The 25,779-nt window shown below is 63.7% G+C and carries 24 protein-coding genes and 1 tRNA gene; 15 read left to right on the top strand and 10 right to left on the bottom strand.

The features are described from left to right. Positions 1-11: 11 nt before the first annotated feature. From RQX22_RS12285 to RQX22_RS12270, 4 genes are all read left to right on the top strand, one after another. Positions 12-584, top strand: a complete 573-nt coding sequence (locus RQX22_RS12285; protein WP_315726817.1) for a Maf family protein — start codon at positions 12-14, stop codon at positions 582-584. Next, positions 577-1,569, top strand: a complete 993-nt coding sequence (locus RQX22_RS12280; protein WP_315726816.1) for a ribonuclease — start codon at positions 577-579, stop codon at positions 1,567-1,569. The genes RQX22_RS12285 and RQX22_RS12280 overlap by 8 nt, the downstream gene beginning before the upstream one ends. 10 nt (positions 1,570-1,579) lie before the next feature. Continuing rightward, on the top strand, positions 1,580-1,753 hold the full coding sequence (locus tag RQX22_RS12275) for a DNA gyrase inhibitor YacG (RefSeq protein WP_315726815.1): 174 nt from the start codon (positions 1,580-1,582) through the stop codon (positions 1,751-1,753). Between the two features lie 41 nt (positions 1,754-1,794). Beyond that, positions 1,795-1,870 (top strand) — tRNA-Phe (locus RQX22_RS12270). Positions 1,871-1,963: 93 nt separating this feature from the next. Here the strand turns inward: RQX22_RS12270 and RQX22_RS12265 are convergent. Then, on the bottom strand, positions 1,964-3,814 hold the full coding sequence (locus RQX22_RS12265) for a CocE/NonD family hydrolase (RefSeq protein ID WP_315726814.1): 1,851 nt from the start codon (positions 3,812-3,814) through the stop codon (positions 1,964-1,966). A gap of 21 nt (positions 3,815-3,835) precedes the next feature. Beyond that, positions 3,836-4,747, bottom strand: a complete 912-nt coding sequence (locus RQX22_RS12260) for a TauD/TfdA dioxygenase family protein (RefSeq protein WP_315726813.1) — start codon at positions 4,745-4,747, stop codon at positions 3,836-3,838. 178 nt (positions 4,748-4,925) lie between these two features. On the opposite strand from RQX22_RS12260, the gene RQX22_RS12255 reads away from it, so the two are divergent. Beyond that, positions 4,926-5,408 (top strand): Lrp/AsnC family transcriptional regulator, encoded by a 483-nt coding sequence (locus tag RQX22_RS12255; RefSeq protein WP_315726812.1) that lies wholly within the window; start codon positions 4,926-4,928, stop codon positions 5,406-5,408. On the opposite strand, the gene RQX22_RS12250 is transcribed toward RQX22_RS12255, so the two are convergent. Further along, positions 5,409-6,395: a dipeptidase gene (locus RQX22_RS12250; protein WP_315726811.1), complete on the bottom strand. Its 987-nt coding sequence runs from the start codon at positions 6,393-6,395 to the stop codon at positions 5,409-5,411. 83 nt (positions 6,396-6,478) lie between these two features. On the opposite strand from RQX22_RS12250, the gene RQX22_RS12245 reads away from it, so the two are divergent. The 4 genes from RQX22_RS12245 (at position 6,479) to RQX22_RS12230 (ending at position 11,594) form a co-directional block, all read left to right on the top strand. Next, complete coding sequence (locus RQX22_RS12245) at positions 6,479-7,381, top strand: MurR/RpiR family transcriptional regulator (RefSeq protein WP_315726810.1); 903 nt, start codon at positions 6,479-6,481, stop codon at positions 7,379-7,381. Positions 7,382-7,534: 153 nt separating this feature from the next. After that, positions 7,535-8,596, top strand: coding sequence for an N-acetyltransferase DgcN (gene dgcN / locus RQX22_RS12240; protein ID WP_315726809.1), 1,062 nt, complete (start codon positions 7,535-7,537; stop codon positions 8,594-8,596). A gap of 12 nt (positions 8,597-8,608) precedes the next feature. Beyond that, entirely contained in the window at positions 8,609-10,003 is a 1,395-nt protein-coding gene (locus RQX22_RS12235; RefSeq protein ID WP_315726808.1) for a serine hydrolase domain-containing protein, read from the top strand. A gap of 16 nt (positions 10,004-10,019) precedes the next feature. Then, entirely contained in the window at positions 10,020-11,594 is a 1,575-nt protein-coding gene (locus tag RQX22_RS12230; protein WP_315726807.1) for an N-acyl-D-amino-acid deacylase family protein, read from the top strand. 13 nt (positions 11,595-11,607) lie between these two features. Here the strand turns inward: RQX22_RS12230 and RQX22_RS12225 are convergent, their stop codons facing one another. After that, positions 11,608-12,891 (bottom strand): TCR/Tet family MFS transporter, encoded by a 1,284-nt coding sequence (locus tag RQX22_RS12225; protein WP_315726806.1) that lies wholly within the window; start codon positions 12,889-12,891, stop codon positions 11,608-11,610. Between the two features lie 153 nt (positions 12,892-13,044). Here RQX22_RS12225 and RQX22_RS12220 point away from each other — a divergent pair, with 153 nt between their 5' ends. Beyond that, positions 13,045-14,676 (top strand): serine hydrolase, encoded by a 1,632-nt coding sequence (locus RQX22_RS12220; RefSeq protein ID WP_315726805.1) that lies wholly within the window; start codon positions 13,045-13,047, stop codon positions 14,674-14,676. A gap of 12 nt (positions 14,677-14,688) precedes the next feature. On the opposite strand, the gene RQX22_RS12215 is transcribed toward RQX22_RS12220, so the two are convergent. Beyond that, positions 14,689-15,990, bottom strand: a complete 1,302-nt coding sequence (locus tag RQX22_RS12215) for a dicarboxylate/amino acid:cation symporter (protein ID WP_315726804.1) — start codon at positions 15,988-15,990, stop codon at positions 14,689-14,691. Positions 15,991-16,196: 206 nt separating this feature from the next. Between RQX22_RS12215 and RQX22_RS12210 the strand changes: the two genes are divergently transcribed. Next, positions 16,197-17,090: a LysR family transcriptional regulator gene (locus RQX22_RS12210; RefSeq protein WP_315726803.1), complete on the top strand. Its 894-nt coding sequence runs from the start codon at positions 16,197-16,199 to the stop codon at positions 17,088-17,090. Positions 17,091-17,160: 70 nt separating this feature from the next. On the opposite strand, the gene RQX22_RS12205 is transcribed toward RQX22_RS12210, so the two are convergent. Together RQX22_RS12205 and RQX22_RS12200 are read right to left on the bottom strand one after the other, a co-directional pair. Then, a complete protein-coding gene (locus tag RQX22_RS12205; protein ID WP_315726802.1) occupies positions 17,161-18,456 on the bottom strand; it encodes a metal-dependent hydrolase family protein in 1,296 nt (431 codons plus the stop codon). Positions 18,457-18,527: 71 nt separating this feature from the next. Beyond that, entirely contained in the window at positions 18,528-18,863 is a 336-nt protein-coding gene (locus RQX22_RS12200; protein WP_315726801.1) for an ArsR/SmtB family transcription factor, read from the bottom strand. Between the two features lie 46 nt (positions 18,864-18,909). Between RQX22_RS12200 and RQX22_RS12195 the strand changes: the two genes are divergently transcribed. Next, positions 18,910-19,392 (top strand): SRPBCC family protein, encoded by a 483-nt coding sequence (locus RQX22_RS12195; RefSeq protein WP_315726800.1) that lies wholly within the window; start codon positions 18,910-18,912, stop codon positions 19,390-19,392. A 24-nt stretch (positions 19,393-19,416) separates the two neighbouring features. Here the strand turns inward: RQX22_RS12195 and RQX22_RS12190 are convergent, their stop codons facing one another. After that, positions 19,417-20,145, bottom strand: a complete 729-nt coding sequence (locus RQX22_RS12190; RefSeq protein WP_315726799.1) for a helix-turn-helix domain-containing protein — start codon at positions 20,143-20,145, stop codon at positions 19,417-19,419. Positions 20,146-20,424: 279 nt separating this feature from the next. Between RQX22_RS12190 and RQX22_RS12185 the strand changes: the two genes are divergently transcribed. Next, positions 20,425-20,754, top strand: a complete 330-nt coding sequence (locus RQX22_RS12185; protein ID WP_315726798.1) for a hypothetical protein — start codon at positions 20,425-20,427, stop codon at positions 20,752-20,754. 93 nt (positions 20,755-20,847) lie between these two features. On the opposite strand, the gene RQX22_RS12180 is transcribed toward RQX22_RS12185, so the two are convergent. Continuing rightward, positions 20,848-22,902 (bottom strand): TonB-dependent receptor, encoded by a 2,055-nt coding sequence (locus tag RQX22_RS12180; RefSeq protein ID WP_315726797.1) that lies wholly within the window; start codon positions 22,900-22,902, stop codon positions 20,848-20,850. Positions 22,903-23,079: 177 nt separating this feature from the next. Between RQX22_RS12180 and RQX22_RS12175 the strand changes: the two genes are divergently transcribed. Both RQX22_RS12175 and RQX22_RS12170 read left to right on the top strand, forming a co-directional pair. After that, positions 23,080-24,150 carry a type III polyketide synthase gene (locus tag RQX22_RS12175; RefSeq protein WP_315726796.1) on the top strand — a complete coding sequence of 357 codons (1,071 nt, stop codon included), beginning with the start codon at positions 23,080-23,082 and terminating at the stop codon, positions 24,148-24,150. Then, positions 24,150-25,298 carry an FAD-dependent monooxygenase gene (locus RQX22_RS12170; protein WP_315726795.1) on the top strand — a complete coding sequence of 383 codons (1,149 nt, stop codon included), beginning with the start codon at positions 24,150-24,152 and terminating at the stop codon, positions 25,296-25,298. Before RQX22_RS12175 ends, RQX22_RS12170 begins: the two co-directional genes overlap by 1 nt. Before the next feature lie 115 nt (positions 25,299-25,413). Here RQX22_RS12170 and RQX22_RS12165 read toward each other — a convergent pair whose 3' ends face one another. Next, positions 25,414-25,737 (bottom strand): hypothetical protein, encoded by a 324-nt coding sequence (locus RQX22_RS12165; RefSeq protein WP_315726794.1) that lies wholly within the window; start codon positions 25,735-25,737, stop codon positions 25,414-25,416. Between the last annotated feature and the right edge of the window lie 42 nt (positions 25,738-25,779).

The raw sequence follows: 25,779 nt of genomic DNA, 5'->3' as shown, positions 1-25,779 counted from the left end.
AGCCCCGCGTCATGCGGCTCGTCCTCGCTTCCGCAAGCCCGCGCCGCCTCGAATTGCTGGCGAGGATCGGGATCGTGCCCGATGCCGTCGTCCCCGCGGAGATCGACGAGACTCCCGGCAAGAATGAGCTGCCGGCCGTCCACGCCGCGCGCATGGCCGCGACCAAGGCCGCGCTGATCCGCGACAGGGAAAACAGGGCACTGATCCTGGGCGCCGATACGGTGGTGGCAGCCGGGCGGCGGATTCTGCCCAAGACCGAAAATGAGGACCAAGCGCGCGCCAGCCTGCGCCTGCTTTCCGGACGCCGCCATCGCGTCCATTCGGCGGTGACGATGATCGATGCGAACGGCAAGGCACGGCATCGGCTATCCACCAGCATTGTGGCCTTCAAGCGCTTCGGAGAGGCGGAACTCGACGCCTATCTTGCCACCGGCGAGTGGCGCGGCAAGGCGGGCGGCTATGCGATACAGGGCCGCGCCGAGGCCCTGGTGCAGTGGCTGTCCGGCAGCCATTCAGGGGTGATGGGCCTCCCGCTGTTCGAAACCCGTGCCTTGCTTCGCGCCGCCGGTTATCCCCTTGGCTAGGCTGCAAGGTCCCGAGTGGCTCTATGAAGAGGGCATCGGCGAGAATCGGGCCATCCTGATCGAAGATGGGCAGATCGCCGAAGCGGCGATTGAGCTGCCGGGCACACTCCCGGCCGGGAGCATAGTCCCGGCACGGATGACCAGGATCCTCGTCCCGCGCCGACGCGGCATCCTCGCCATCGAAGGCGGGGAAGCGCTGATCGAGCCGCTGGCGGCGGATCTGACCGAAGGGCAGGCGCTGACCGTCGAGATCCTCCGCGAGGCCCTGGCCGAAGAGGGGCGGTCCAAGCTCGCACGGGCACGCGCATCGAGCGCGCCTGTGCGGCCCGGCCCGACCCTGCGGGATCGGATCGGCGGCGCCACCCGATCCGATCCGGTCGGACCGGACCGGTTCGAGGAAGCGGGATGGTCGGAGCTGCTGGAGGAAGCGTCGTCCGGCGAAATCGCCTTCATCGGCGGCGCCCTGAGGATGAGCCTGACGCCGGCCATGACGCTGTTCGATGTCGACGGCGATTTGCCGCCGGCCGTCCTCGCCATGGCCGGGGCCGAAGCGGCGGCGCGGGCCATCCGCCGTTTCGGCGTAACCGGATCGATCGGGATCGACTTGCCGACCATGCCCGCGAAGGCGGATCGCCAGGCCGCGGCCGAGGCGGTGGACGCGATTCTTCCCCAGCCCTTCGAACGGACGGCGGTGAACGGCTTCGGCTTCCTCCAGATCGTGCGAAAGCGGGAGCGCCCGTCTCTCCCCGAACTCCTGCAGGCGGACAGGGTCGGCGCGGCCGCAAGGGCGCTGCTGCGGCGGGCGGAGCGCACGCCCGGATCCGGCCCACGCATTCTTCATGCCGCGCCGGCGGTGGCCGCGCGCATCGAACGCCATCCGCAATGGCTCGACGCGCTCGCTCGCCGTCTCGGTGCCCCGGCCTCCTTGCAGGCGGAACCCGGGCTCGCCATATCGGCGGGCCATGTCCACAGCCGGACCCTTTAGGGACCCTGATATGCGCCGCAACAAATGTCCGCTCTGCGGAAAGCCGCCGAGCGCGGACCACAATCCTTTCTGCAGCCAGGGCTGCCGGGACCGAGACCTCTTGAACTGGCTGGGCGAGGGCTATCGCGTGCCCGGCCCACCGGCCGAGGAAATCGCGGCGGATGGGCTGGACAGCGAAGGCTAGCCGCCTCTATAGGCGCTGACTTCCGCGCTTGCGCCGGATAAGCCCAGGTAGCTCAGTTGGTAGAGCACGTGACTGAAAATCACGGTGTCGGCGGTTCGATCCCGTCCCTGGGCACCATCATCCGTGATCATATAGAAACGCTGTTCGTGCACCTGGCTTGCGGCCCGCAGCGGCGCGGCCAAATCCTGCAACGCGGGCGGCCGCGCCCGTTCAGTCCGCGCCCTCCCCCAGCGGCAGGATGATCCTGCTGGGATATTTCGCATTCTGATAGATGGTGACGGTCGCCTTGCGGGCGTCTTTCGCCGTCTCTTCCGCGACGACACCGCCTGCATTGAAATTCTGCTGCCAGGCGATGTTATCATTACCGTCGAAGGCAAGCCGTAGCCGGCTTCCCTTGCGGATCAAGCGGGCAACGAAGGGAAATCGGTTGAAACTATATTTCTCGATTGCGCCGGGCGTCACCAGGACGGGCTGCTCCAGCGACTTGCGGTAGCGCGCGCGTTCGATCGTATTGGTCAGCAATATGGAATCCCCGTTGGGCAGGATCTCATAGAGGCTGGCACGAAAGTCGGTGTCCGGCACATCCATGGACATCCACATTTCCAGTGCGACGAAACCGGCAAGTTCGGTGTCCTCTTCGAAGGGCGGGGTGTGAAAGACGAGACCATTGCCGTCGATCGCCAGCACGTCGTCCTGGTAGACCAGCCAGTTGAGATTCTGATAGTCGGGCGCCCGGCCCTTCTCCCGCGCCACCGTCTTCGCGGTGTCGCGCGGATCGTCGACATAGACCATCGTCTGGTGCGCTGGCGCCTTCGCAGAGAGCAGGCCTGAGCCGTAGGCGGACGGACTGCGGGCGCCGTTACCGTCAAGATAGAGAATTCGCTTCTGCCGGCCGATCGCATCGAGGCTGTTCGTCCAGCGCCATTCGTTTGTCCCCGTCACATAATAAGCGACGCGGTCCTCGAGGAAGCTCGGCCGCGGTCCGTGCTTGAGCGTCCAGTCATACCAGGTCTTCGACAGATAATGCATGTCCAGCATGGCGGCATCGCCGATGTCGACGCCGCCCGTATCCTTGCGCGGCGCGCGCGTCCCGCCATGATCCCAAGGGCCGATGATCAGATAATGATTGGCCTTCGCCTTGGCCGAGCCATGTTTCATATGCCGGTTGTAGAATTCCAGCGTGCCCTGCTGGTTGCCGTCATAATGGCCGGTGATCGAAAGGATCGGCAGGTCGATCCGCGCATATTCCTCGGGCGTCGGCGTGATCGACTGCCAATATTCGTCGAAATAGGGATGGTCGATCCAGCGCTGGTAGCGGGCGTCAGGGGCGCCCCCGACATGATTGTCGAAATCCTTGAACGCCACCTTGCCGGTATGAAGATCGGTGAAGAGATCGCCCCAATAGACCTGATCGCCGAACAGGCTGCCATTGGCCGCCTTGCCGTTGGTGAACATCAGCCATTGCATGTCGTAGGCGCGCATGACGTTGTTGACGCCGGGAAAGTCGATCCCGAAGAAGCCGGGCGCCGTCGGAACGATCGAGGTCAGATGCTCCGGCGATTCCTTCGCCGTCGCCCATTGGTTGGCCCCGCCATAGGAGCCGCCGATCATCGCGACCTTGCCGTTCGACCAGGGTTGAGCGGCCAGCCATTCGACCGCGTCATGACCGTCATCGGCGTCCTGGAGGAAGGGGTGGAACTCGCCGCCGGAATTGCCGCGCCCCCGGCTGTCGACGACGACGAGGACGTAGCCGCGCTTCGCATAATATTGGCCGAGCGCATAATATGTGTCGGAGATGTAAGGCGTCATGCCGAAGATGACCGGCAAGCGGCCGGCGGCATTCTCCGCCCGGTACACGGTGGCGTTCAGCGCGATGCCGTCGCGCATCGGAATGCTGACCCCCCATTGGAGCTTGACCCGGGTCGCGTCCGCCGCCGCTTTTTCCGCTGGTGTCTCCCATTTGACATCGCTCGCCGCCCGGCCGGCGGCCGTTAAGGCGACCGTCGCCAATGCCGCGATCGCGGCATTGGCGATCATTCTCACACGTCTCTTCTTCGGCACAGGATTCCCCCTTTGATCCGTCTATTCGGCAGCCTGAGGCGCAAGCTGATCCTGGCGGCTCGCGGCCAGCGGCGCGGTGCCGGTCACGCTCACCCGCCACAGCAGCCGTGCATGCGGGTCGCCCCGCACCGCCGCCTTCTGCCCGGGCGCCTTGTGAAGGGTGGAATAAGTGTCCCAGCAGGCCACGTCGCCAGGCGCGTAATCATAGGCCGTGGTGAATTCCGGTTTGGTCGCATGTTCAGCCAGTTCGTGCAGCAGATCGAAGGCTTCGTCGTCCGGCATGCCGACGATGCCGAACGAGCTTCCGGCCACACCGTAAAGCGAACGCCGCCCGGTCACGGGGTGCCGTATGACGAGCGGATGATGGACGTTCTGCACCCGTTGCTTCTGGTCCTCCGTCAGTCTCTCGGCGGCCGTCGGGGAACCCTCCTTCGTATCGTAACGGTTCCCGTAATGATGAAGCACGATTAGGCCGTCGATCATCCGCTTGGTCCGTTCCGTCAGCGCATCATAGGCCGCGAACATATCGGCAAGATAAGTGGGGGCGGCCTCGCCTTTCGGCGTGTCGATCGCATAGACGATGGTCGCGCTGTTGGGCGGGTCTTCATAAGCCACATCCGTGTGCCAGAAGCAGGCGCCTTCGTAGATGCCGATCTGACGGCCCGATTCATGGATGTTCGACAGCATCAGGATGGCCGGGTGTCCGTCCATCCGGAGATGGTCCAGGAAATGCGGCCGCTGGGTTCCGAAGCAACGGCTGAAGGAATCGAACTCGGACAATTGCAGCTTTTGCCCACGAATGGCGATGAACTGATGTTCGTAGAATATGGAGAGGACCTCCCGCATCGTCGCCTCGGACTGATCCCTCGAAAGGTCCAGATCGAGTATCTCCGCTCCGAAAGCTCCGGGCAACGGCCGGAAAGAGACTGGCATTGACGGTTCCTCCACGATTTCGACCTCGACCAAGCGCCGGCCGGCCGCCGCTTGTCGGATATGAACAATAGCAAAGGCGAGCTGGTGTATCTCGCCAATTTGCGCTAACGTTGGCCACGAGATTGGGAAAATACGCCAATAATGATGATTATATTAGTGCAAGTGGAGAGGAACGCTGGTGGCAGGCCGGCTTGATGATTTCGATCTGAAGATCCTGTCCGCGCTTTGCGAGCAAGGGCGGATGAGCTGGAGCGATCTGGCCGAACGGATCGGCCTGTCGCAGACACCGACATTGCGGCGTGTCCGCGCGCTCGAGGCCGAGAATTATATAAAAGGCTATCGCGCGGTCCTGGACGAGGCTCGGCTGGGCGCCGCGATCAACGTGTTCGTGTCGGCAAGCCTCGATGCCCAGACCGACGAGGCGCTGGCCCGGTTCGAAGAATGCATCATCGACATTCCCGAGGTCATGGATTGTTTCATGATGACGGGAACCGCCGATTATCTGCTGCGCGTCGTCGTGCCGGACCTCCCGGGCTTTCAATCCTTCATCTCGAAACTGACGCGCGTTGCGGGAGTGGCGCGCCTGACGACCAGCTTCGCCGTCAAATCGGTGGTTCAACGCTCCACGCCGCCACTGGACATGGCGGTCCTCGACCGCTGATCAGGATTTCCAGGCTTCGGCAGCGACGCGGCGAAAATTCCCGCCCAGCACCTTGGCAAGTTCGGCCTCGCCATAGCCGCGTTGCAGAAGCTTCGCGGCGATATTGGGTATCTCCTCGGGACCGGCAATCTGCAGGCCATCCTCATACCCCACGCTGTCCGGCCAGATTTCCGGCCTTTCCCGCATCAGATCGTCTACTTCGCTCGGGTCGAAGCAGGTGTCGATCCCAAGTCCCACATGGTCGATCCCGATGAGATCGACGGCATAATCGATATGATCGGCGATCAGGTCGGCATCGACCCGGTTCCGGCCCATGAAGATCCCGACGCCGTTGATCCCCATCACCCCGCCGGTCGCCGCGCAGGCCTTCATGACCTCGTCGGGCACGTTGCGCGGGTGATCGTGGAGCGCGCGGGGGTTGGAATGCGAGAGGATGACGGGCCCCGAGACATGCTCCATCACCTCGATCGCCGTCCTGTAGCCTGTGTGCGAGCAGCAGGGCACTATGCCGACGCGCACCATCTCGTCGAGCACTTCCCGGCCGAAATCGGTCAGCCCTTCATCGTCGTCCTGGCAGCCGCCGCCGCCCTGATTGTTCAGATTATAGGCGACCAGCATCCAGCGCACACCGAGATCGTGATAGAGGGACACCATGTTGACGTCGCCGCCAAGGGCATTGAATCCTTCGAGATTGAAGCCGATCGCCAGTTTCCCTTCGGCTTGGGCGCGATCGATATCGGCGACGGATCCAATCAGCCGATAATCCTCCGCATGATCGCGAATCCAGCGACGGAACATCGCCAGCACCCGAATGTCCGTTTCCATCGGCTTGGCGTCGAAACCGACATTCAGCAGCACGACATCGACATTTGCCGCGCGGTAGCGGCTGAGCTGCGGGAGGAACGCGGTATCGCCGGGACGCAGCGGCATGCAGCCGTGATTGTCCCAGACCAAAGTGTCTTTCAGAAACTGCCCTAGATCCGTCATCTTCCGCCCGCTTGCTCGATCTGCTGGCCTCGCCAGAGTCCCTATTCTAAGAAACGCCTGCGCGGCAATGAGGGAAGATCCTAGTGACGGACGGAAAGCATATGTCGCGCGACCTGCTTGAGCGGCTTGAAGGAAGTCTGGACAGCTTCACGCCGGCCGAGCGGACGATCGCCAATTTCATCTTGACCAATCGCGGCGGGATCGCGTTCGAAACCGCCAATTCGATCGCGGACAAATTGCAGGTGAGCGCGATCACGGTAGGGCGCTTCGCGCGCAAGATGGGCTATCGCCACTTCAAGGACCTGAAAGCCGGCCTGCGCACCACCATGTCGGGCGTACCCTGGCTTGTCGGCGATCAGCTGACCGAATTCGTCGGTGCGCGCGGCACCGGCAACCGGACCAAGCGCAGTCTTGAACTCGAGCTGGCCGGCATCATCGAAGTCTATGCCTTGGCCGAGAGCGCGAGCTGGAAAGCGGTGGTTTCGCTGCTGGCCGGCAGCCGCCACGTCCACATCGCCGGCTTCCAGACGGAACGCGGGATCGCCGCGACCTTGGCGCATCTGCTCCAATATGCCCGCGACGGCGTCAGCATCGTCGATTCTTCCGCGGGAAATTATCATGAGGTCTTCGCCGCCGAACCGGAGGGACGTTGCCTCGTGCTGATCGACATGAGGCGTTATTCGGAACAGGCCTACGCCCTTGCCGAACGCGCGAGCCGCGAGGGCGTGAAGGTGGTGATGATCACCGATAAATTCTGCGACTGGATCCGCAGGTTCACGCCCCACGTCATCGCCGTTTCCACCGAGGTGGAATTGTTCTGGAGCTCGCAGGTCGCCGTCGGTTGCGCGGTCAATCTGCTGGTCAACGACGTAATCGGAGCGCTCGGCCCAGGCGTGGAGAAGCGCCTCCAGCGGCTGTCGGAACTCTATCAATCCCATACCGGCCATGTCGGGATGCGTCCGGGACGCAAACGCAGCCGACCCTAGTCGCCCGTCGCCCAGAACGATCCTCACCAATTCGGCTCGCGCCCTCGCTCGTTGTTGTTACTTTTATCTCAGTTGACTTGCGCAGCAATGTTTATAACCATAGCTCGCCTGGGCTAGAATCCCCCAAACAAGCGCGAAAAGGTTCGAAAGCGGATGTTCATCCCGGGAAAATATCTTCTGTTCCTGGGCGATGTTCGCGACCGACTCGACGCCAAGACCGCAAGCGGACTGATCGATTGGGCACCGGACCGCTGCCTCGGACAATGGCGGCTTCCGGCGTGCGGGATCGATCTTGGGCTTCCCGACCTGGATTTCGCCGAGGCACGCGCGCAGGGCGCGAAAACATTGGTGATCGGCGTGACGCCATTCGGCGGGGCTATCGCGGAGGATTGGATCGCGCCGATCGCGGCGGCGCTTCACGCGGGCCTCAACGTGGCGAGCGGAATGCATACCCGCCTGAACAATGTGCCTGCGATCGCGGAAGCGGCTGCCAGGTCAGGCGCGTCCCTGTTCGACGTGCGCGTTCCATCCGCGCCATATGCCGTCGCATCGGGCGGCAAACGTTCGGGCAAGAGGATGCTGATGGTCGGCACCGATTGCGCCGTCGGAAAGAAATATAGCGCGCTCGCCATCGCCCGCGAGATGAATGCGCGCGGCATGAAGGCGAGCTTCCGGGCCACCGGGCAGACGGGAATCCTGATCACCGGCTCCGGGATCCCGATCGACGCGATCGTCTCGGATTTCGTCGCCGGCGCTGCCGAGAGCTTGTCGCCGGACAATGCGCCGGATCATTGGGACGTCATCGAGGGTCAGGGGTCATTATTCCACCCGGCTTATGCGGGGGTCTCGCTCGCTTTGCTGCACGGCTCGCAACCCGACGCCCTGATTCTGTGCCACGAAGCGGGACGCACGCATATCGACGGCTATCCCGATTTCCCGATCCCTGATCTCGAAGAGTGTATCGAAACCAATCTTCGGCTGGCCCGCCGCACCAATCCGGACGTCCGTTGCGCCGGCATCAGCATCAACGGCAGGGCGCTGCCGGCGGATGAGCGCGACGAATATCTGCGCGCGCTGCACGAACGCTTCGGCATTCCCTGCTTCGATCCGGTGGCAACAGGTGCCGCCGGGCTGGTCGACCATCTCGAGAATGGCGGGTCGGGCGATGTCATGGCCGACCGACAGATTGTCGGCGTAACGCAAAGAACGAATTGAAGGGGAGGATCAATGATCAGGCTGATTTCGAAACTGTGCGCGGTGGCGGGCCTGTTCGCCGCCGTCCCGGCCCTATCGGCCCCGGATCCTACGACGTTCCGGACGCAGCTTGACGATTATATGACCCGGGAAATGCGCGAACGACATGTGCCGGGCGCCGCCGTCGCCGTCCTCCACAAGGGTGAGATCGTCGTTGCCAAGGGCTATGGCCGCGCTACGCTGGAACATGACGTCCCGGTGACGCGCGACACCATTTTCCAGTCGGGCTCCGTCGGGAAGATGTTCACCGCCGCCTTGGTCATGAAGCTGGTCGAACGGGGCGAGATCGGGCTCGACGATCCCCTGTCCCAATATCTTCCCGACGCGCCCGAAAGCTGGCGCCCGATCACGATCCGCCACCTTCTCACGCACACTTCGGGCGTCGCGAACTATACCGGGGACTTCGATTTCAGGCGCGACTATACGGACGACGAACTGGTGAAGTTCGCATATGCGTTGCCGCTCGACTTCCAGCCCGGCTCGCGCTGGAGCTACAGCAATACCGGCTACGTGCTGCTTGGCATAATCGTGAAGAAGAAGACCGGCACGTCCTATCTCGACCTGCTGGCCACCGAGGTGTTCAAGCCGCTCGGCATGAAAACGGCGCAGGGCATTACCGAGGCCGATATCGTCCCCAATCGCGCGTCCGGCTATCAGCTGGTCGGCGGGGTCCTCAAGAATCAGGACTGGGTGTCGCCGACGATGAACAGGACCGCGGACGGCTCCCTCTATTTCTCCTTGAACGACATGATCGCCTGGGCGCGGGCGGTGGAGAAAGGCGAGGTGCTGAGCGCCGCCGGCTGGACTCAGGTCTATGCGCCGGTGAAGCTCAACAGCGGCAATCCCTATCCTTACGGTTTCGGCTGGTCCCTTGACGAAGCCGACGGCAAGCCCCGCCTTCATCATGGCGGCGCCTGGCAAGGCTTCCGGACCTATTATTCCCGCTATCTCGGGGAGGATCTGGCGGTGATCCTGCTGACCAATTCCAGCAGCGCCGAGGTTTCCAGCTTCACCGACGGGATTGCGAAGCTCTGGAATCCGGCGCTGGTCGCCCCCGGCCCCCGGCCCAGACCCGAACCGGCCATCGAACCACGCGTCGCTGCCCTGATCGAGCGCGCCCGCGCCGGGACACTGCGCAAGGAAGACCTGCCGCTCGCTTCAAAGGGCTTTGCGGAGGCCGCCAACCAATATTTCGCGCCGATGCTGAAGGACGCCGGGCCGCTGAAGTCGCTCGAGCTCGTCGAGCGCCGGCAACTCGGCGACGATGTCGCCTATAGTTACAAGGCGATGCTCGGCGATCGCGCCTTCACAATAGCCTATCAGGTCGCGCCGGGGGACAAGGTTTCCTCCTTCATGATCGAAAAATGAAGCCGGAGAGGACGGTATGACGAGGAAGAGGGCGAAGGGGAGCAGGGGACCAGGCCGGCAGGCCGGACGCGTCCGTTTGCTGCTGGCGGCGTTCATGCTGGTGACGGTGCCGGGACAGATACAGGCGGCGCAAAAATCGACTCTCATAGTCAATGCGCGAATCGTCGACGGCAGTGGAAGCCCGGCACGCGCGGCTTCGGTACGGGTCGAGGGCGACACGATCAAAGCCGTCGGAGAACTCACGCCGCGCGCGGGCGAGCAGGTGATCGACGCCGCCGGCCACCTTCTTTCGCCGGGCTTTATCGACACCCACAGCCATCATGACGGCGGACTGTTCGAGGCGCCCGATGCCCTTCCCGTCATCAGCCAGGGGATCACGACCATCATCGTCGGCCAGGACGGCGGCTCGGAATTGCCGCTGTCGCCTCTATTCGAACGGATGAGGAAGCATCCCGTCGCCGTGAATATCGGTTCCTATATAGGCCATAACAGCGTGCGCGCGGCGGTGCTCGGCGAGGATTATAAGAGGAAGGCGACCGCCGCCGAGATCGAGCATATGCGGACGTTGGTCCGCGAGGGAATGGAGGCGGGCGCGATCGGCCTGTCAACCGGCCTCGAATATGATCCCGGCATCTATTCCAGCAAGGAAGAAGTGCTGATTCTGGCGAAGGAAGCGGCGCGGTTCGGCGGCCGTTATATCAGCCATATGCGGAGCGAGGACCGCTTCATCTGGGATGCGCTCGACGAAATCGTGGAGATCGGGCGGGTCACGGGCATGCCGGTGCAGGTTTCGCATATGAAGCTCGCCATGACCGACCTGTGGGGCCAGGCAGATCGCTTCCTTGGCGTCATGAACCGTGCGCGAGCGGCAGGCGTCGACATTACCGGCGACGTCTATCCGTACGAATATTGGCAATCGACGCTGACGGTCATGTTCCCCGATCGCGACTTCACCAACCGCAAGGCCGCCGAGTTCGCGCTCCAGCAGATTGCCAAGCCCGAGGGGCTGCTACTGTCGTCCTTCAGCCCCGATCCGTCGCTCGTCGGCAAGACGGTCGCGGACGTGGCGAAGCAGCGCGGCATCGATCCGACCGATGCGTTGATGCAGCTGATCGCGGAATCGCAGGCGCCGGGCGCCGAGGAATCCGTGATCGGCACCAGCATGGACAGCAAGGACGTCGCCAAGCTGATCGCCTGGCCTTATTCCAATATCAGCAGCGATGGACAGCTTGCCGGACGCCATCCGCGCGGCACCGGAGCCTTTCCGCGGGTGCTCCGCCTCTATGTCCGCGACCAGCCGTTGCTCACGCTCGAACAGGCGATCCACAAGATGACGGGGGCCGCCGCCGCCCATATGGGCATGGCCGATCGCGGGCTCATTCGTCCCGGCATGAAGGCGGACCTGGTGCTGTTCGATCCCGACCGCATCGCCGACCGCGCCACGAGCGAGGATCCGAACGCCCTGTCGGTCGGCGTCCAGCGGGTCTGGGTCAATGGCGAGCAGGTGTTCGAAGACAGCCGGCCGACGGGCGTGCGTTCGGGGCGGACGATTTTGCGCAGCGCGCCTGTGAAGACCAAGGCCGCACCTTGAACATGCGGGAAACTTAGCTCGGCATCATTCCCGCTGCCGTCGCGGCCGCATCCTCGGCAGACGGCATTTTCTCCGCCTTCGGGCTTCTGGCGACCTTCAAAGCAAGCAGCCAGGCCAGTGCCGCCATGAAGGCACCGACGGCGAGCGCGATGCCCGACATGGCTGGCACCGCATTGCCGGAGATGGACCAGGCGAAGATCTGGGTGAACAGGATCGGGCCCACCATTCCGGTCAGCGCCATCAAGGCGGACAAGGCGCCCTGCAGCCGGCCTTGCTCGTCTGCCCCGACCTTGTGGGTAAGCAGCGCCTGCAACGGCGGAGTGGCGACGTTTCCGAGGCAGATCACGGCGCAAGCGGCGGCGAACCAGAAACCGGTCGGAGCGACCGCGAGACCGAGAAATCCGACGACCAGGCACAGGAGGCCGCCCAGCACGACTTTGCGCTCGCGAAAACGACTCACCAGGAATGGCGACAATGCGGCGACCATCACGATCGTCCCGGCCGAATAGACCATCAGCAGGAGCCCGACCTGGACGGGCGTCCAGCCATAACGGTGGGCGGTGTAGAGCATGAACAATGTATTCACGGCCTGCGCCGCGAGCTGGACGAGCATCGCCATCGCCGACAGACCCGAAAGACCTTCATATCTGGTCAGCACGCCGAAGGATTTGACCGGATTGGCGGCATGCCAGGAGAGTCTCGCCCGGCGCTCCGCCGGCAGCGATTCCGGGAGCACGAGGAGACCATAGAGCCAGCCGAACGCCGTCAGGACCGCCGCGACCCAGAAAGGTGCCCTGAGGCTGATCTCGGCAAGCAATCCGCCGGCCGCGGGGCCCAGGATAAGACCGATGCCGAAGATGCCGGAAAGTAGCCCGAAGCGCCTGGCGCGCTGCTCCGGAGGCGTCACATCGGCCAGATAGGCGGAGATCGTCGCATAACTTGCGGCCGTCACACCCGACAGCAATCGGCCGATGAACAGCCATGCGAGATTCTGGGCCAGCGCCATGATGACGAGGTCGATCGCCAGGCCGAAGGCGGAAATCAGGATGACCGGCCGTCGTCCGAAGCGGTCGGACAAGGTGCCGAGGATCGGCGCCGCCACGAAGTTCATCACGGCCCAGGCTGCGGCGAGAAGGCCGAAGATGCGTGAAGCATGGGGCGTATCGCCGCCCGACAGGTCGATCACGAGCTGGGGAAGGATGGGATAGATCAGGCCCATCGAGACAGCGTCGAGCAGGGCCAGCAAGAGGATGAAGCCCATCGCCGCCTTGCCGGTGCCTCCGGTCGCCAATTTCATCTTGCCCTCCCCGCTGTATTATGCATATAATACAGACGTGGCCTTCCGCAACGGGAATTCGGTTTCATGTTTCGCCGCGAGGAAACCTGGCATTTGCACGATCTTCCTCTTCCCGTAGGAACACATGAAGAAACACAAGGAAATGGGGGCTTCATGACAAAGCGATATCACGGCCTGAAAAGGCGAAGCCGGATTTTCGCCGCGGCTCCGGCGGGGCTTCGGACATGGACATGCGCCGCGGCGGCCGGCCTTTTCCTTGTCGCCGCGCAGGCGCCCGCGGCCCAGACTCAGCCCGCTTTGCCGATCGCGCCCGCAAAGATAGACGAGACGGTGGCCCGGGCGATGGAGGCCTTCCAGGTGCCGGGCATGGCGGTCGGCATCGTGAAGGACGGCAAGCTGGTCTACGCCAAGGGCTATGGCGTGCGCGAGGCCGGCAAGCGCGGCGCGGTCGACACCGACACCCTGTTCCAGATCGGCTCGAACACCAAGGCGTTTACCTCGGCGGCGCTCGCCATCCTGGTGGACGAGGGCAAGATCGGTTGGAACGACAAGGTGATCGACCATCTCCCGGACTTCCGGATGTACGATCCCTATGTGACCCGCGAATTCACCATCCGCGACCTTCTCACCCACCGCAGCGGTCTTGGCCTCGGCGCCGGCGACCTGATGTTCTGGCCGTCCACCGATTTCAGCCGTGAAGAGATCATGCGCGGTCTTCGCCACCTGAAACCCGTCTCCAGCTTTCGCACCAAATTCGACTATGACAATGTCATGTTCATGGTGGCGGGTCAGATCATCCCGGCCGTGACCGGCCAGAGCTGGGAGGATTTCGTCAAGGCGCGGATTCTCGATCCGCTGCGAATGCGTCCCTGCGCGCCGACCTATGGCCAGATCGCGGACCGCAGCAATTTCGCCTCGCCGCATGTGGTGGTCGAAGGCAAGTTGAGACCGGTCGAGGTCGTCAGCATCGATCAGGTTGGACCGGCCGGAACGATCAATTGCAATATCGACGGCATGTCGAAATGGCTGATGACCCAGCTCGCTGGTGGCAAGGCGCCGAACGGAAAGCAGGTGTTCAGCACCCAACGCCGCGACGAGATGTGGTCGATGAACACTGTCCTGCCGGTGGGAGGGCCGGTGGCGGCCATGAACCGCACCCATTTTGCCGGCTATGCCCTGGGATGGGGCGTGCAGGACGTGTTCGGCTACAAGAAGGTGGCCCATACCGGCGGCGTATTGGGCACCGTCACCTGGGTGGCCATGATCCCGGAACTCAATCTGGGCGTCCTCGTCTTCACCAACCAGCAATCCGGCGCGGCGATGGACACGGTGGGCAACCAGATCCTGGATGCCTATCTCGGCGCCCCCAAACGCGACTGGGTGGCCATGGCGATCGCGCAGAACCAGCAACGCGGCAATGAGGTCGACGCCGTCGAGCAGGAAGTCGCACGCATTGCCGCTTCCGCCGGCCCGCCCTCGCTACCGCTCGACGCCTATGCGGGCCGCTACAACGATCCCTGGCGGGGTGACGCGACCATTCGCCGCGAGGGGGACCGGCTGGTCCTGAAATTCAGCCGTACCAAGCATCTTGAAGGGCCGTTGACGCCCTATCGCGGTAACATCTTCATCGTGCGCTGGAACGACAGAAGCATGGAGGCGGACGCCTTCGTCCGCTTCGAGGAAGGTTTTGGCGGCAAGGTCGAAGGAATGACGATGCAGGCGATCTCGGCGCGGACCGACTTCAGCTTCGACTTCCAGGACCTCGATTTCAAGAAAGTGAACTGAAGGTCGGAATCCTCAATCCTCATTGGGCCTGCGGGCGTGATAGATATCCAGGTCGATCTCGCCTTCCCACTTCGCGACGACGGTGGCGGCGGCGAGATCGCTGGTGACGTTCGGGATCGTTCGAATCATGTCGAGCGGCCGGTCGATCGGCAGGATGAATCCAACCAGTAGCGCCGTCTGTTCCGGACCTATCCCGACTCCCGAGAGGATCGCGACCAGCAGAAAAAGCGACGAGGACGGGATTGGCGGCGTCCCCATCGCGACGATCGTGATGGACAGCAGCAGCAGCAGATAGTCCGACGGTTGCAGCACGATGCCGAAACTCTGTGCAGCGAACATCGACAGGAGCGCCATGTACATGGCCGTTCCGTCCATGCTCATCGTCGAGCCGAGCGGCATCACCGTCGCGACGACCGGCGGCTTGATGCCGAGCCTGTCCTCGGCTGCGGCCATGGCGACGGGAAGGGTAGCCGAGCTCGAGGAGGTCGAGAAGGCAACGATCATCACTTCGGCGATGCCGCGATAGAATGGCAATAGCGGCAGCCGGCCGAGGAAGCGGACCAGACTTCCGTGGACGAGGAAGGTCTGCACCGCGCAGCCGATCACGACGCAGAGCGCCAGCCAGAATATATTGGCGAAGACCGCGAAACCGCTCTTGCCGACCAGGGCGGCCATCAACGCGAAGACGCCGAACGGCGCGACTTCCATGATGATGTGAACGAGCTTGATCAGCACGTCGGTGGCGCCATGGAAGAGATTGCCGACCATCTGCGCGCGCGGGCCGGCGCATAATATGCCGATCCCGAACATGATGGCGAAGAAGATGACCGACATCATCTCGCCTTCGGCAAGGGACTTGACCGGATTGACGGGCACGATCGACAGCAATTGTTCGGTGAACGATTTGGCCTGCTGGACGGCGGCGCTTTCGGCACTTGCCAGGGAAATGCCCGCACCAGGCTGGATCCAGGTGCCGAGCGTCAGACCGACCGTAACCCCGCTCAAGGTGATGAGCGCGAACAGGAACAGGGTCTTGACCCCGATCGACCCGAGTTTCCGGGGATCGCCGAGCGCAGCGATCCCGGAGACGATGATGACGAACACCAATGGCGCCACCAGCATACGGATCAGCCGAATGAACAGGTCGCCCATCCATTGCAGCTGAACGGCATTTTCGCCCAGCAGCCATCCGGTCAGGACGCCGAGCATAAGCGCGGGCAGGATACGCTTCCACAGCGGAATGCCGAACCAGTATCGGCGAAGCGGGCCGACCGCATTCCCGTCCGGCGGCGATGCGCCCTGCGCAGAGTTCATGCGGCGGCCGGCCCGCTGCATGGGCCCTCGACCCTCCGGGACGAAGCGTCCTTCAACTGCATAAGTGCATATCCCCCTGAAGGCTTCCCATTCGCGCAGCATCGCCATATCGGCGGGGCCCGGCAAGAGCAGATGATGGCCCACCCCATAGCCGGGGGCTATCGTTCCTGATTGTCGACCGGCCGCGGCGGGAATAGGGTCCGGCCATGGCTCTCATGAACCTTCGCCACATCGAGGTCTTCCATGCAGTCTATGTCGCCGGAACGGTGAGCGGCGCAGCCCGGGCCCTTCAAGTATCGCAACCCTCCGTCAGCAAGGTGCTGCGTCACGCCGAGAGTCGGGTCGGCTTCAAGCTGTTCGACGTGATCAAGGGGCGGCTGGTGCCGACCGAGGAAGCGCACATCCTCTTCCATGAGGCGCGCGAGGTGAATAGCCGCGTCGAATCCCTGGACGAAACCGCGAGAAATCTGGGCCGGGGTAGCGAAGGCCATTTGCGCCTCGCCGCGCTGCATTCCCTCGGTCTGGACGCCGTGCCCATGGCGGTTGCCCGTTTTCGACAGGAACATCCCGAAGTGTCGTTCGACATCAAGACGCTCCACAGCGAGGATATCAGCCGTGCGCTGTGCGAACGCGCCTGCGACCTCGCCATCGCATATGACGCCCGCCACCATCCGCGGCTGACCCATAAGACGATCGGTGCGGGGGAGCTTGTCATGCTTTTCCACAAGGAGGATCTGCCAGATCCTCCCGACCGGGTTTCCGTCGCCATGATGGGCGACCGTGACCTGATCCGTCTCGTCAATGCGGGTTCGGTCGGGACCCTGTTCAACAAGATCATCAATCGCGATGCCGCCGGCCCGAACATTCTCGTTCAGACCTATTTCGTGGCGGCCGCGCTCGTCCGCAGGCGCGCCGGCTTCGCCATCGTCGATGAATATACGGCGCTGGCGCTTCGGACCTCCGAGCTCGATTATCGCCCGCTCGTCGACAAGGTCGAGTTCGAGGTTTTCGGCGTCAGTCTCGAGGAACGGTCGCTTTCCCGGCTGGAACGAAAGTTCCTTGCGACGATGGAGGCGACCTTGACGGAGGTGCGCGCATAGCGCGTTGCCGGACCATGCCCTGATTCAGCTCCCGATCGATTCCATCCGAGACGATCTCGGTATGGGCTCTCTACTGGCCCGCGGCGGCCGACTTGACGACTTTGCCGCCCTTCATGACGAAGCCCACCCTTTCGAGTTCGGTCACGTCGGTCAGGGGATCGCCCCGCACGGCAATGATGTCCGCCGCCTTACCGGCCTCGAGGGAACCGATCTGGTCGCTCATCTTGTTATGGGCAGCTCCCCACACGGTCGCCGAGCGGATCGCCTCGATTGGAGTGAGGCCCGCCTTGATAAGCAGGCCGAATTCGCGCGCATTGATGCCATGTTTGGAAACGCCGGAATCGGTACCGAAGGCGATCTTCATGCCACCTTCATGGGCTCGGCGGGTGCCGGCGATCATGTTGGGACCGACCTGGAGCGCTTTCGCGCGGACGGCGGGCGGCATCCAGCTGTTCGGATCCTGCGCGTCGTGCATCACCGTATCGCCGGCCAGCAGGGTCGGCACGAGATAGGCGCCGGAGGCCTTTGCCAGGCGAACGGAAGTGGCATCGAGATAGGTTCCGTGCTCGATCGAATCCACGCCGGCACGAAGGGCAGCATTGATCCCGTCCGCCGCATGGGCATGGCTTGCCACCTGGCGGCCAAGACCGTGGGCCGTCGTGACGATCGCGCTCAGTTCCGCATCGGTCATCTGCTGGCTGAGACCCGCGGCCGTGTTCGACATGACGCCGCCGGTCGATGCCGTCTTGATGACATCCGCCCCACGCTGGACCGCCTGGCGCACGGCCCGCACGCAATCGTCGGCACCAGAACACAGATAGGGGCTCTGGAACAGTTTCAGGATATCGGCACGGTAGCCGTGGACATCGCCATGGCCGCCATGGGCGCCGACAAATCCGCCGGCAATGATGCGGGGGCCGTCGATTTTCCCGGCGGCGACGCCGTCGCGCAAGGCGAATATGGCGTCGGGGTCGGCGCCCAGATCGACCACGGTGGTGAACCCCGCTTCGAGCGTGCGCCGCGCGAAGATCAATCCATCCACCAGCAGGTCTGCACTGGTCTTCTTGAACGAATCGAGTTCCTGGCCCACGCCGCTTTCGCCGAGAATATGGACATGGCTGTCGATCAGGCCGGGCAGCACGAACGCGTCGCGAAGATCGACGACGTCACCCGTGCCCTGATAGCCGTCGCGAATGGCGACGATGCGGCCGCCGCTGACGACAATCGTCTTCTCCTTGTCGACCCGGCCGCTGGCGGGATCGGCCAGAAGGCGCCCGGCGTGAATATAGGTTTCACCCGGCTGCGCCTGCGCGGCAGCGATCGGAGCGAAAGCGAGCAGCAAGGCAGCCAGCCGGAGCCTCATCATATTTTCCCCTGTGTTGAGGGCCTTTGGCCCGGAATGGTTCGCCGGAGATAATGGTCCCGGTTGGAAAATTGTCAATTGTCGCCTGACATTTCCAGATCGTGCGCCAGCCGATCGAGCATCCCTACGGCATAAGCGGCATAGGGCCCGATCCATCGGTCATGCACTGCCTTGATGGGCAAGGGATTGAGATGGTTCCAGCGCTCGCGGCCCTTCCGCCGGACGATGACGAGGTCGGCTTCTTCCAGCACTTTGAGGTGCTGCATCACCGTGCATCGGTCCAACGAGGCGAATCGTTCGCATAAGGTGCCCGTCTTCTGCGGATTGTCCTTCAGAGCATCGAGCAGCCGGCGCCGGACAGGCGACGCTAAAGCCTTGAAAACAACATCGCTTTCGCCTGGGATTGACATGTTATATTTATATAACATATTGCTTTGGGCGACAAGGAGAAACGCCATGGAACTCAAATTCACGGTGTCCGCCCGGATATCCCGTCCAGTTCGCGAAGTGTTCGAGGCGGTTGCCGATCCGGCCAAGCTTTCCGGCTATTTCACCACCGGCGGCGCCAAAGGCCGGCTCGAGAGCGGCGCCATCGTCACCTGGGAATTCCACGATTTTCCGGGTGCCTTCCCGGTCGAGGTGGTGGAAGTGGAAGAAAACAGCCGGATCGTGCTGCGATGGGAGGCCAATGACGCCGCGCCGGCGGAAGGCGACGACATGGAGGCGTCAGGCGCCGGCTATAAGACTCTCGTGACGATGAACTTCGAACCTATCGACGATGACCGCACCCTGGTGACCATCACCGAGGAAGGGTGGCGCGAAACGGAGCCCGGGCTTCAGGCGTCCTACGGCAATTGCATGGGTTGGTCGCAAATGCTGTGCGCACTCAAAGTCTATGTCGAGCACGGCATCAACCTGCGCCAGGACATGTACAAGTGACGGGACGGACCGGCCAGACGGTCTTCAGTCCTCCACGTCCTGGAGCGTTCCCAGGCGGCTGACCTTGCGACCGGTCGCGAAATGGTGGAGATCTTCGATCGTGGCCTTCTTGTCGTTACCGGAACGGCCCGCCATGGAATCGCGGATGTCGGTCAGCCAGTTCATATAGGCTTCTTCCGGACTGGAGCAGACCGCAAGCACGGTCGCTTCCCTGCACCCTTCGGCCGCCAGATAGGCATGGCCCATCTGGGAATCGAGATACATGGATTCGCCAGGGCCAAGCACGACGGGATCGTAGAATTCCGTTTGGACCTCGACCCTGCCATCGAGGACATAGATATATTCCTCGCCGGAATGACGAACCAGGTCGCCGAACTCTTCCATCGACTTAGCCCTGATCTTCGTCACCAGCGGGATCATGCGCTTGCGGCGAAGTTCGGTGCAGAGATAATGATAATCGTAATTGGCGGTCATCACCTGCACGGCCTGGTCGATCCGCCCGAAACTGCGGCGCGCCGTGACCGGCCCGCTATGGCCCTCCTCATTCTCGGCGAAGAGATCCGACAGGCGTATGCCCAGGCGCTGGCTGAGCTGCAGGAGCTTGTCATAAGTGAGCGTCAGCCGGTCATGCTCAACCTTGGACAAGGTGGAAACCGGAATGCCGCTATGGTCGCTCATCTGCTTCAGCGTCCAGCCGTTGCGCGACCGTAACGTGCGAAGCAATTTTCCAAGTGTTGGCTGGCTTTTGCTCATTTGTACTTCGCCTGCTCCGGTCCCGCAGGGGAGATCCCTGTGCGTTTTACTGAGTTTTTATGGACTGCAAGGCTGCAGCCGGGTGGATATGGTACCGGCAACTTAGCCGCGCAAGGCAAGCGAGGCAAATGGTCGCCGGCAGCACGATGATACGCGGCGCTAGCCCACGGCCGAGTGCCCCAGCGCCGCGGCCAGGCCACCGCGCGTCAAAATCATGCTTCACTTTTCGGCGCGCCTATATCATGCTCCCATGGCTCGGTTGCCGCACTGGAACTCGCCATGATTTCACAGCTGCTCTTCATGCTGCTTGCCGCCGCCCCGGCGGACAGGATCAACGACGCCCGCCGCGCCTATTCCACCTGCCTCACCGGCCTGGTGAAGAGCGAGCTCGACGCCAAGACCGAGCCTGCCGCCTTCGAGGGCAAGCTCGCAACGGCCTGCCAGTCGGAGCGGGCGGCATTTCGTGATGCGATCGTCGCGGTCGACGTTTCCGCAGGGATCAAGCGGCCCGTGGCAGAGGAAAATGCCGCCACCGAGATCGAGGATTTCATCAGCAACGCCAAGGAAAGCTATCGCGACTATTTCGAGACGAAGACGAGACCGGGCTGAACCTCCCCTACCGCCGATCGCGTTCGGATATTGGTTCGACGTGCGACGAGCGAGTTTTCCTCCGCCCGACTCCCCGCTGCGACCGGAAGCGCCTTAATCGCGATCCTTGAAGCGAAGCCCTATCCACAAGGTTCGCGGAGTCGCGCGCTCGATGATTCCGCTTCCGGAAATTCCGGCGACCACGCGTGTATTGGCCAGATTCTCCGCCCTGAACTCGACGGCCAGCTTGTCCGTGACCGGCCAGGTCGCCGCCGCATCGAATGTCAGGGCGTCCGGAATAATCTGTTCGCCCAGATCGTCCTCGAACTGGCTCGCTGCGTAGCGGGCAGTAAGCGCGACCGATCTGCCTTCCGTCCGCCAGCTTATGGCCGTGGAAAAATTGTGGCGCGGCGTCTGTGCAGGAGGCAATCCGTCGAGCGCGATGGCGTCTCCGCCAGCCTCGACCTTGGCATCCACATAGGAATAGGCCGCCGTCAGTGCCCAGGCGCCGGACGATAATTGCATGTCCAGCTCGACGCCCCCGCTGCTGATGCCGTCAAGATTGCGGCGCTGGCGATACTGGCCGCCGGAGCCGACGAAGCCGACACCCGGAAACTGGCCGGGCCCTTCGCCCAAAGTGACGTTGGCGATCGCATCCCGCAGCTCGTTCACGAACAAGGTTGCGCCGATCCTTGCCCAGCTGGCCGGTCGGTAATCCAGGCCGACATCCAGACCCCGCAACCGCTCAGGATCAAGCGCGGCATTGGCGGCGGTCGCGTCCGCCCCCACCCGGAACGGCCGGTAGAGCTCGTTCAATGTCGGCAGGCGCCATCCAAGATAGGCGGCGCCCCGGACACTCAAATCCGGCCGGGGCCGCCATGCAAGTCCGGCCCGGGCGGTCGGCTGCCAACCTGAACGGTCCGCGAAGTCCATATCGGCAAGCGCCGCGCCGGTGGCGATGATGCGTTCGACGATGAAACCATTACGGATCGACCAGCGATCGATGCGGCCGCCCAAGGTGAGCGTCAGCGCCTCATTCTCCCTCGCCAGCTCGGCAAAGGCACCGAAATTGCCGGTTTCCCCGCCGGCGACGCGGCGCCGGGTCGCCTGCCCGCCGGCAAAGGAGTAGAGTTCCCGCGTCTCGCCGTCGGTCCGACGCCAATCGCCTCCCAGCCGGAGTTCCAGCTCCCGGCCGAGCGGCGGGCGCAGCTCGAAACGCGCACCGAGGCCGGTCGACGGCACGTCATATTGCTCCGCAACCTGGGTGGCGACGGTGCGCAGGTCGTCTACGCTGGCGAAGCTGTTGTAGAAATCCCGCTTCTGCACATAGGCGACCGCAGACCAACGCCAGGCGCCTTCCCCGACCAACCGCAATGACGCGTCCGTTCCCTTCGTCTGTATGTCGGTGAAGGCGGTTCCCCGTTCCCGTTCGTCGGAAAACCACAGGGCATTGGCCTGGAGCTCGACCATATCAGCGATCGGAGTCACCAGGCGTCCGCCGAGGCTGGATTGCGAATAAGGCGCCGGCCTGTCTGCGGAGCCGCGCTGACCGGCGACAATCGGCACGAATCCGTCCCCGGCCGCATGGCTTCCGGAAAGCGTCAAGAAGCTTCTGCCCAGCGATAAACCCGCCGCCGCAAAGGCGTCGACGCTGTCGCGGCTTCCATAGGCAAGCGAGGCGTATAAACCCTTCATGTCGGCGGGGGCGGCACTTGAAAGCGCGATCGTACCGGCCAGTGCACCGGGCCCATGAACACCACTGCCGCCGCCCCGCGTCACCCGAATTTCGCCGAGCCGGCGGGGATCGAAAGCCGGCCAGGAAATCCATCCGCCGAACGGGTCGGTCTGCGGCACGCCGTCGAGCAGGAGCAGCGCGCGGCTGGAGGCATTGCCGCCGAGCCCCCGCAGGGTCGCGCCCTGGCTGGTGGGATTGGCCGACCGCGCATCGGAGCGCCGGAACGTCTGGAAACCGGCCGCGTCGCGGAGAATGTCTTCCAGCCGGTTCGACGCCGACCCCACGAGACGCTCTCTGTCGATTAGGAGCGTGTCGTAAACCTCTTCCCCCAATCCTTGGCCGAGATCCCTGCCGGTGACGACGATCTCGACCGGCTGGGCGGCCGCGGCGCTGGACAGGCAGGAAAGGAGAATGAAGGGAGCAAAGCGGAACATGGCGCGCAGATTGCATTTCCGTCCCTCCACGAAAAGGATGAAAATGAAGGCGGCGGGAAAAGTGGACGCCGCACGTTCGGCTTCGATTCCAAATAGGTCTGACGAGACGGAACTTCCCCATCTATCGTTCATCTAGGCAGTCATAGACTCTTTTTGCCCCAACCGGATCGGACACGCTTGAACATAATCGCCGCCCATATCGAAGCGATCGCCACGGCCGTGCCCGATCACGATGTCCACCATGCCTTCATCGACTGGGCCGAGGGCCGAATCGGCGATCCGCGCGAACGAAGCCTGTTCCGTCGCATGGCGGACCGGTCCGGAATACGGCACCGCTGGTCCATCCTGCCGGCGGCATCGGAGGGCGGCTCGCCCATCGCGCCGGGCGGCTTCTACCATGGAGCATTGCCCAGCACAGGGGCACGGATGGCGCTCTACGCAGAGGCGGCGCCCAAATTGGCGCTCCAGGCGATTGCCGGTCTCGATGCCGCAGCGGTCCGGCACGTCACCCATCTCGTCGTGGCGAGCTGCACGGGGTTCGTGGCCCCCGGCATCGATCAGATCATCGCCCGGCAGCTCGGCCTGTCCTCGCAGGTGGAGCGCACCTTGGTGGGCTTCATGGGTTGCTACGCCGCCGTCTCCGCGCTCCGGCTTGCCCATCATATCGTCCGCTCCGAGCCCGAAGCGCGGGTGTTGGTGGTCACGATCGAGCTGTCCACCCTGCATCTGCAGAACGAAGACCGGATCGAACCCCTCCTCGCCATGCTTCAATTCGGCGACGGCGCCGCCGCGGCGCTCGTGACGGCGGAACCATACGGCTTTGCCATTTCCCGCCCTTTTGCGACAACCCTCGAAGATTCGGCCGGACTCATCCGCTGGACCATCGGCGACCAGGGCTTCGCCATGCAATTGTCGGGCGAAGTGCCGGGCCGGATCGCCGAGGCCTTGCGCGATGCGGACCTCCGGCAGTCGATCATGGGTCCGGCGGCGCCGGACGAGATCGACTGCTGGGCGGTTCATGCGGGGGGCCGCTCCGTGCTCGATGCCGTCCAATCGGGTTTGACGCTGGCCCCGCATGCTCTTGGCCAATCGCGCGATGTGCTCGCCCGTTACGGCAACATGTCTTCCTCCACCCTTTTGTTCGTGCTCGCCCAATTACTGGCCGCGCCCGAATGCCGCCAGGGCGTTGCCCTCGCCTTCGGCCCCGGCCTCGCGGCCGAGGGCTTCCATTTCCGCCGCGCCGGGTAATGCCGGTGGCGGTCCATGACGCCATCGGCGGCAAGTCAGACGCCAACCCGGCACCCGATCCGCGCCGGACCGACATATTGATCGTCGGCGGCGGACCGGCAGGCTGCGCCGCCGCAATCAGCCTGGCCCGAACCGGCATTTCCGCCGAGCTGTTCGAACGAAGCCATGCCGGCCATGACGTGGTCTGTGGCGGCTTCCTGGGCTGGGATGCGCTACGGGCGCTGGCGCGGCTCGGCATCGACGCTGCGTCGCTCGGCGCGCGCCCGATCCGCAAGCTCCGTCTGCTGGCCGGCGGGCGCCAGGTCGAAGCGTCATTGCCGCAGCCCGCGGCGGGTCTGTCCCGACGCACGCTCGACGCGGCCTTGCTGGGTGCTGCCGCCGATGCCGGCGCGGCAGTGCATCGCGGCCGGGCCGTCCGGGCCGCCGACGTGGCCCGAAACCTTGTCCGCATGGACGATGGCGAGGAGATCGAGGCCGGAGCCTTGCTCCTTGCCAACGGCAAATATGAGCTGCGCGGCGCAGCCAGGCCGCGAGACACGGCCGGGGACCCGATCGGTATAAGAACCAGCCTCGAAACCCCGGGGTCGCTCCGCACGTCGCTGGAAGGCGTGATCGAGCTTCATCTGTTCGATGGCGGCTATGCCGGCCTTTTGCTGCAGGAAGACGGCAGCGCCAATCTGTGCCTTTCGGTCGCCCGGCAATCGATGAAGCGCGCCGGAGGCATCGAAAATCTGGTCGCGGAGATCGCCGCCAGGGCGCCGGCCCTGGCCGATCGGCTGGCGGACGGCGCGGCCTCGGAGTGGATGGCGGTTTCGGCCGTTCCTTATGGCTGGCGGGCGCGGGAAACGTCGCCTGGATTGTTCCGGCTCGGCGACCAGGCGGCGGTGATCGCCTCCATCGCCGGGGACGGCATCGCGATCGCACTCGAAAGCGGCATCGCGGCTGCCTCGACATTGGTCGGGCAAGAGCCGGACGCCCGCAATTTCCAGCGCGCCTTCGCGCAGCGAACCCGAAGGCCGGTGATGGTCGCCGAGACGATAAGATGGGCCGCCGAACATGGTGCGGCCCGCTTTGGCCTGATGCGCCTGGTCGGCGCCAACCCCGCACTCGCATCGCTGGCGGCGCGCCTCACGCGGATCGGCGCCTGAGGAACGCCCCGATCCCAGACTTGCTCACAATTATATCGAACGCGAACGGGTCTCGTTTCTCTTTGTCTTCCGTTATTTCCGACGTCGGATGGATTCCAACTGCGTTGAAACAAATCTATCGGCCCGATTTCCGGAACAAGCGCGGGAGATAGCGGGTCAGGACCAGGAACAGGGTCGGCAGGAGCAGGGTGTTCCAGCTGTCGCGAAACCCTTCCAGCACCTGGTCCCAACGGTTCGGCCAGACCTCGTAATTGAAGTCGTATATCTCGTTGGCGAGGACCGCGACGAGCACGGCGAACCAGGGGAGCGGGCTGGCCAGGGAACGCCGCAGAACCAGCGCCGCCGCCACCTGGAGAAATATGCCGGCATGGACATGAAGCGCGTCCATATCCAGGCCGCTCGCCTCGACCAGCCATAATTTGAGGTGAAACCAGTTCATCACCGTCGCCTAGCCTTTGTTTCGCACCTGCGGAAGCGGCGA

Origin of the sequence: Sphingosinicella rhizophila (assembly GCF_032378825.1) — a bacterium.
Taxonomy (GTDB): Bacteria; Pseudomonadota; Alphaproteobacteria; order Sphingomonadales; family Sphingomonadaceae; genus Allosphingosinicella; species Allosphingosinicella rhizophila.
Note: the sequence above shows the minus strand (reverse complement) of the source record. Positions and strands in the feature narration are given on the sequence as shown.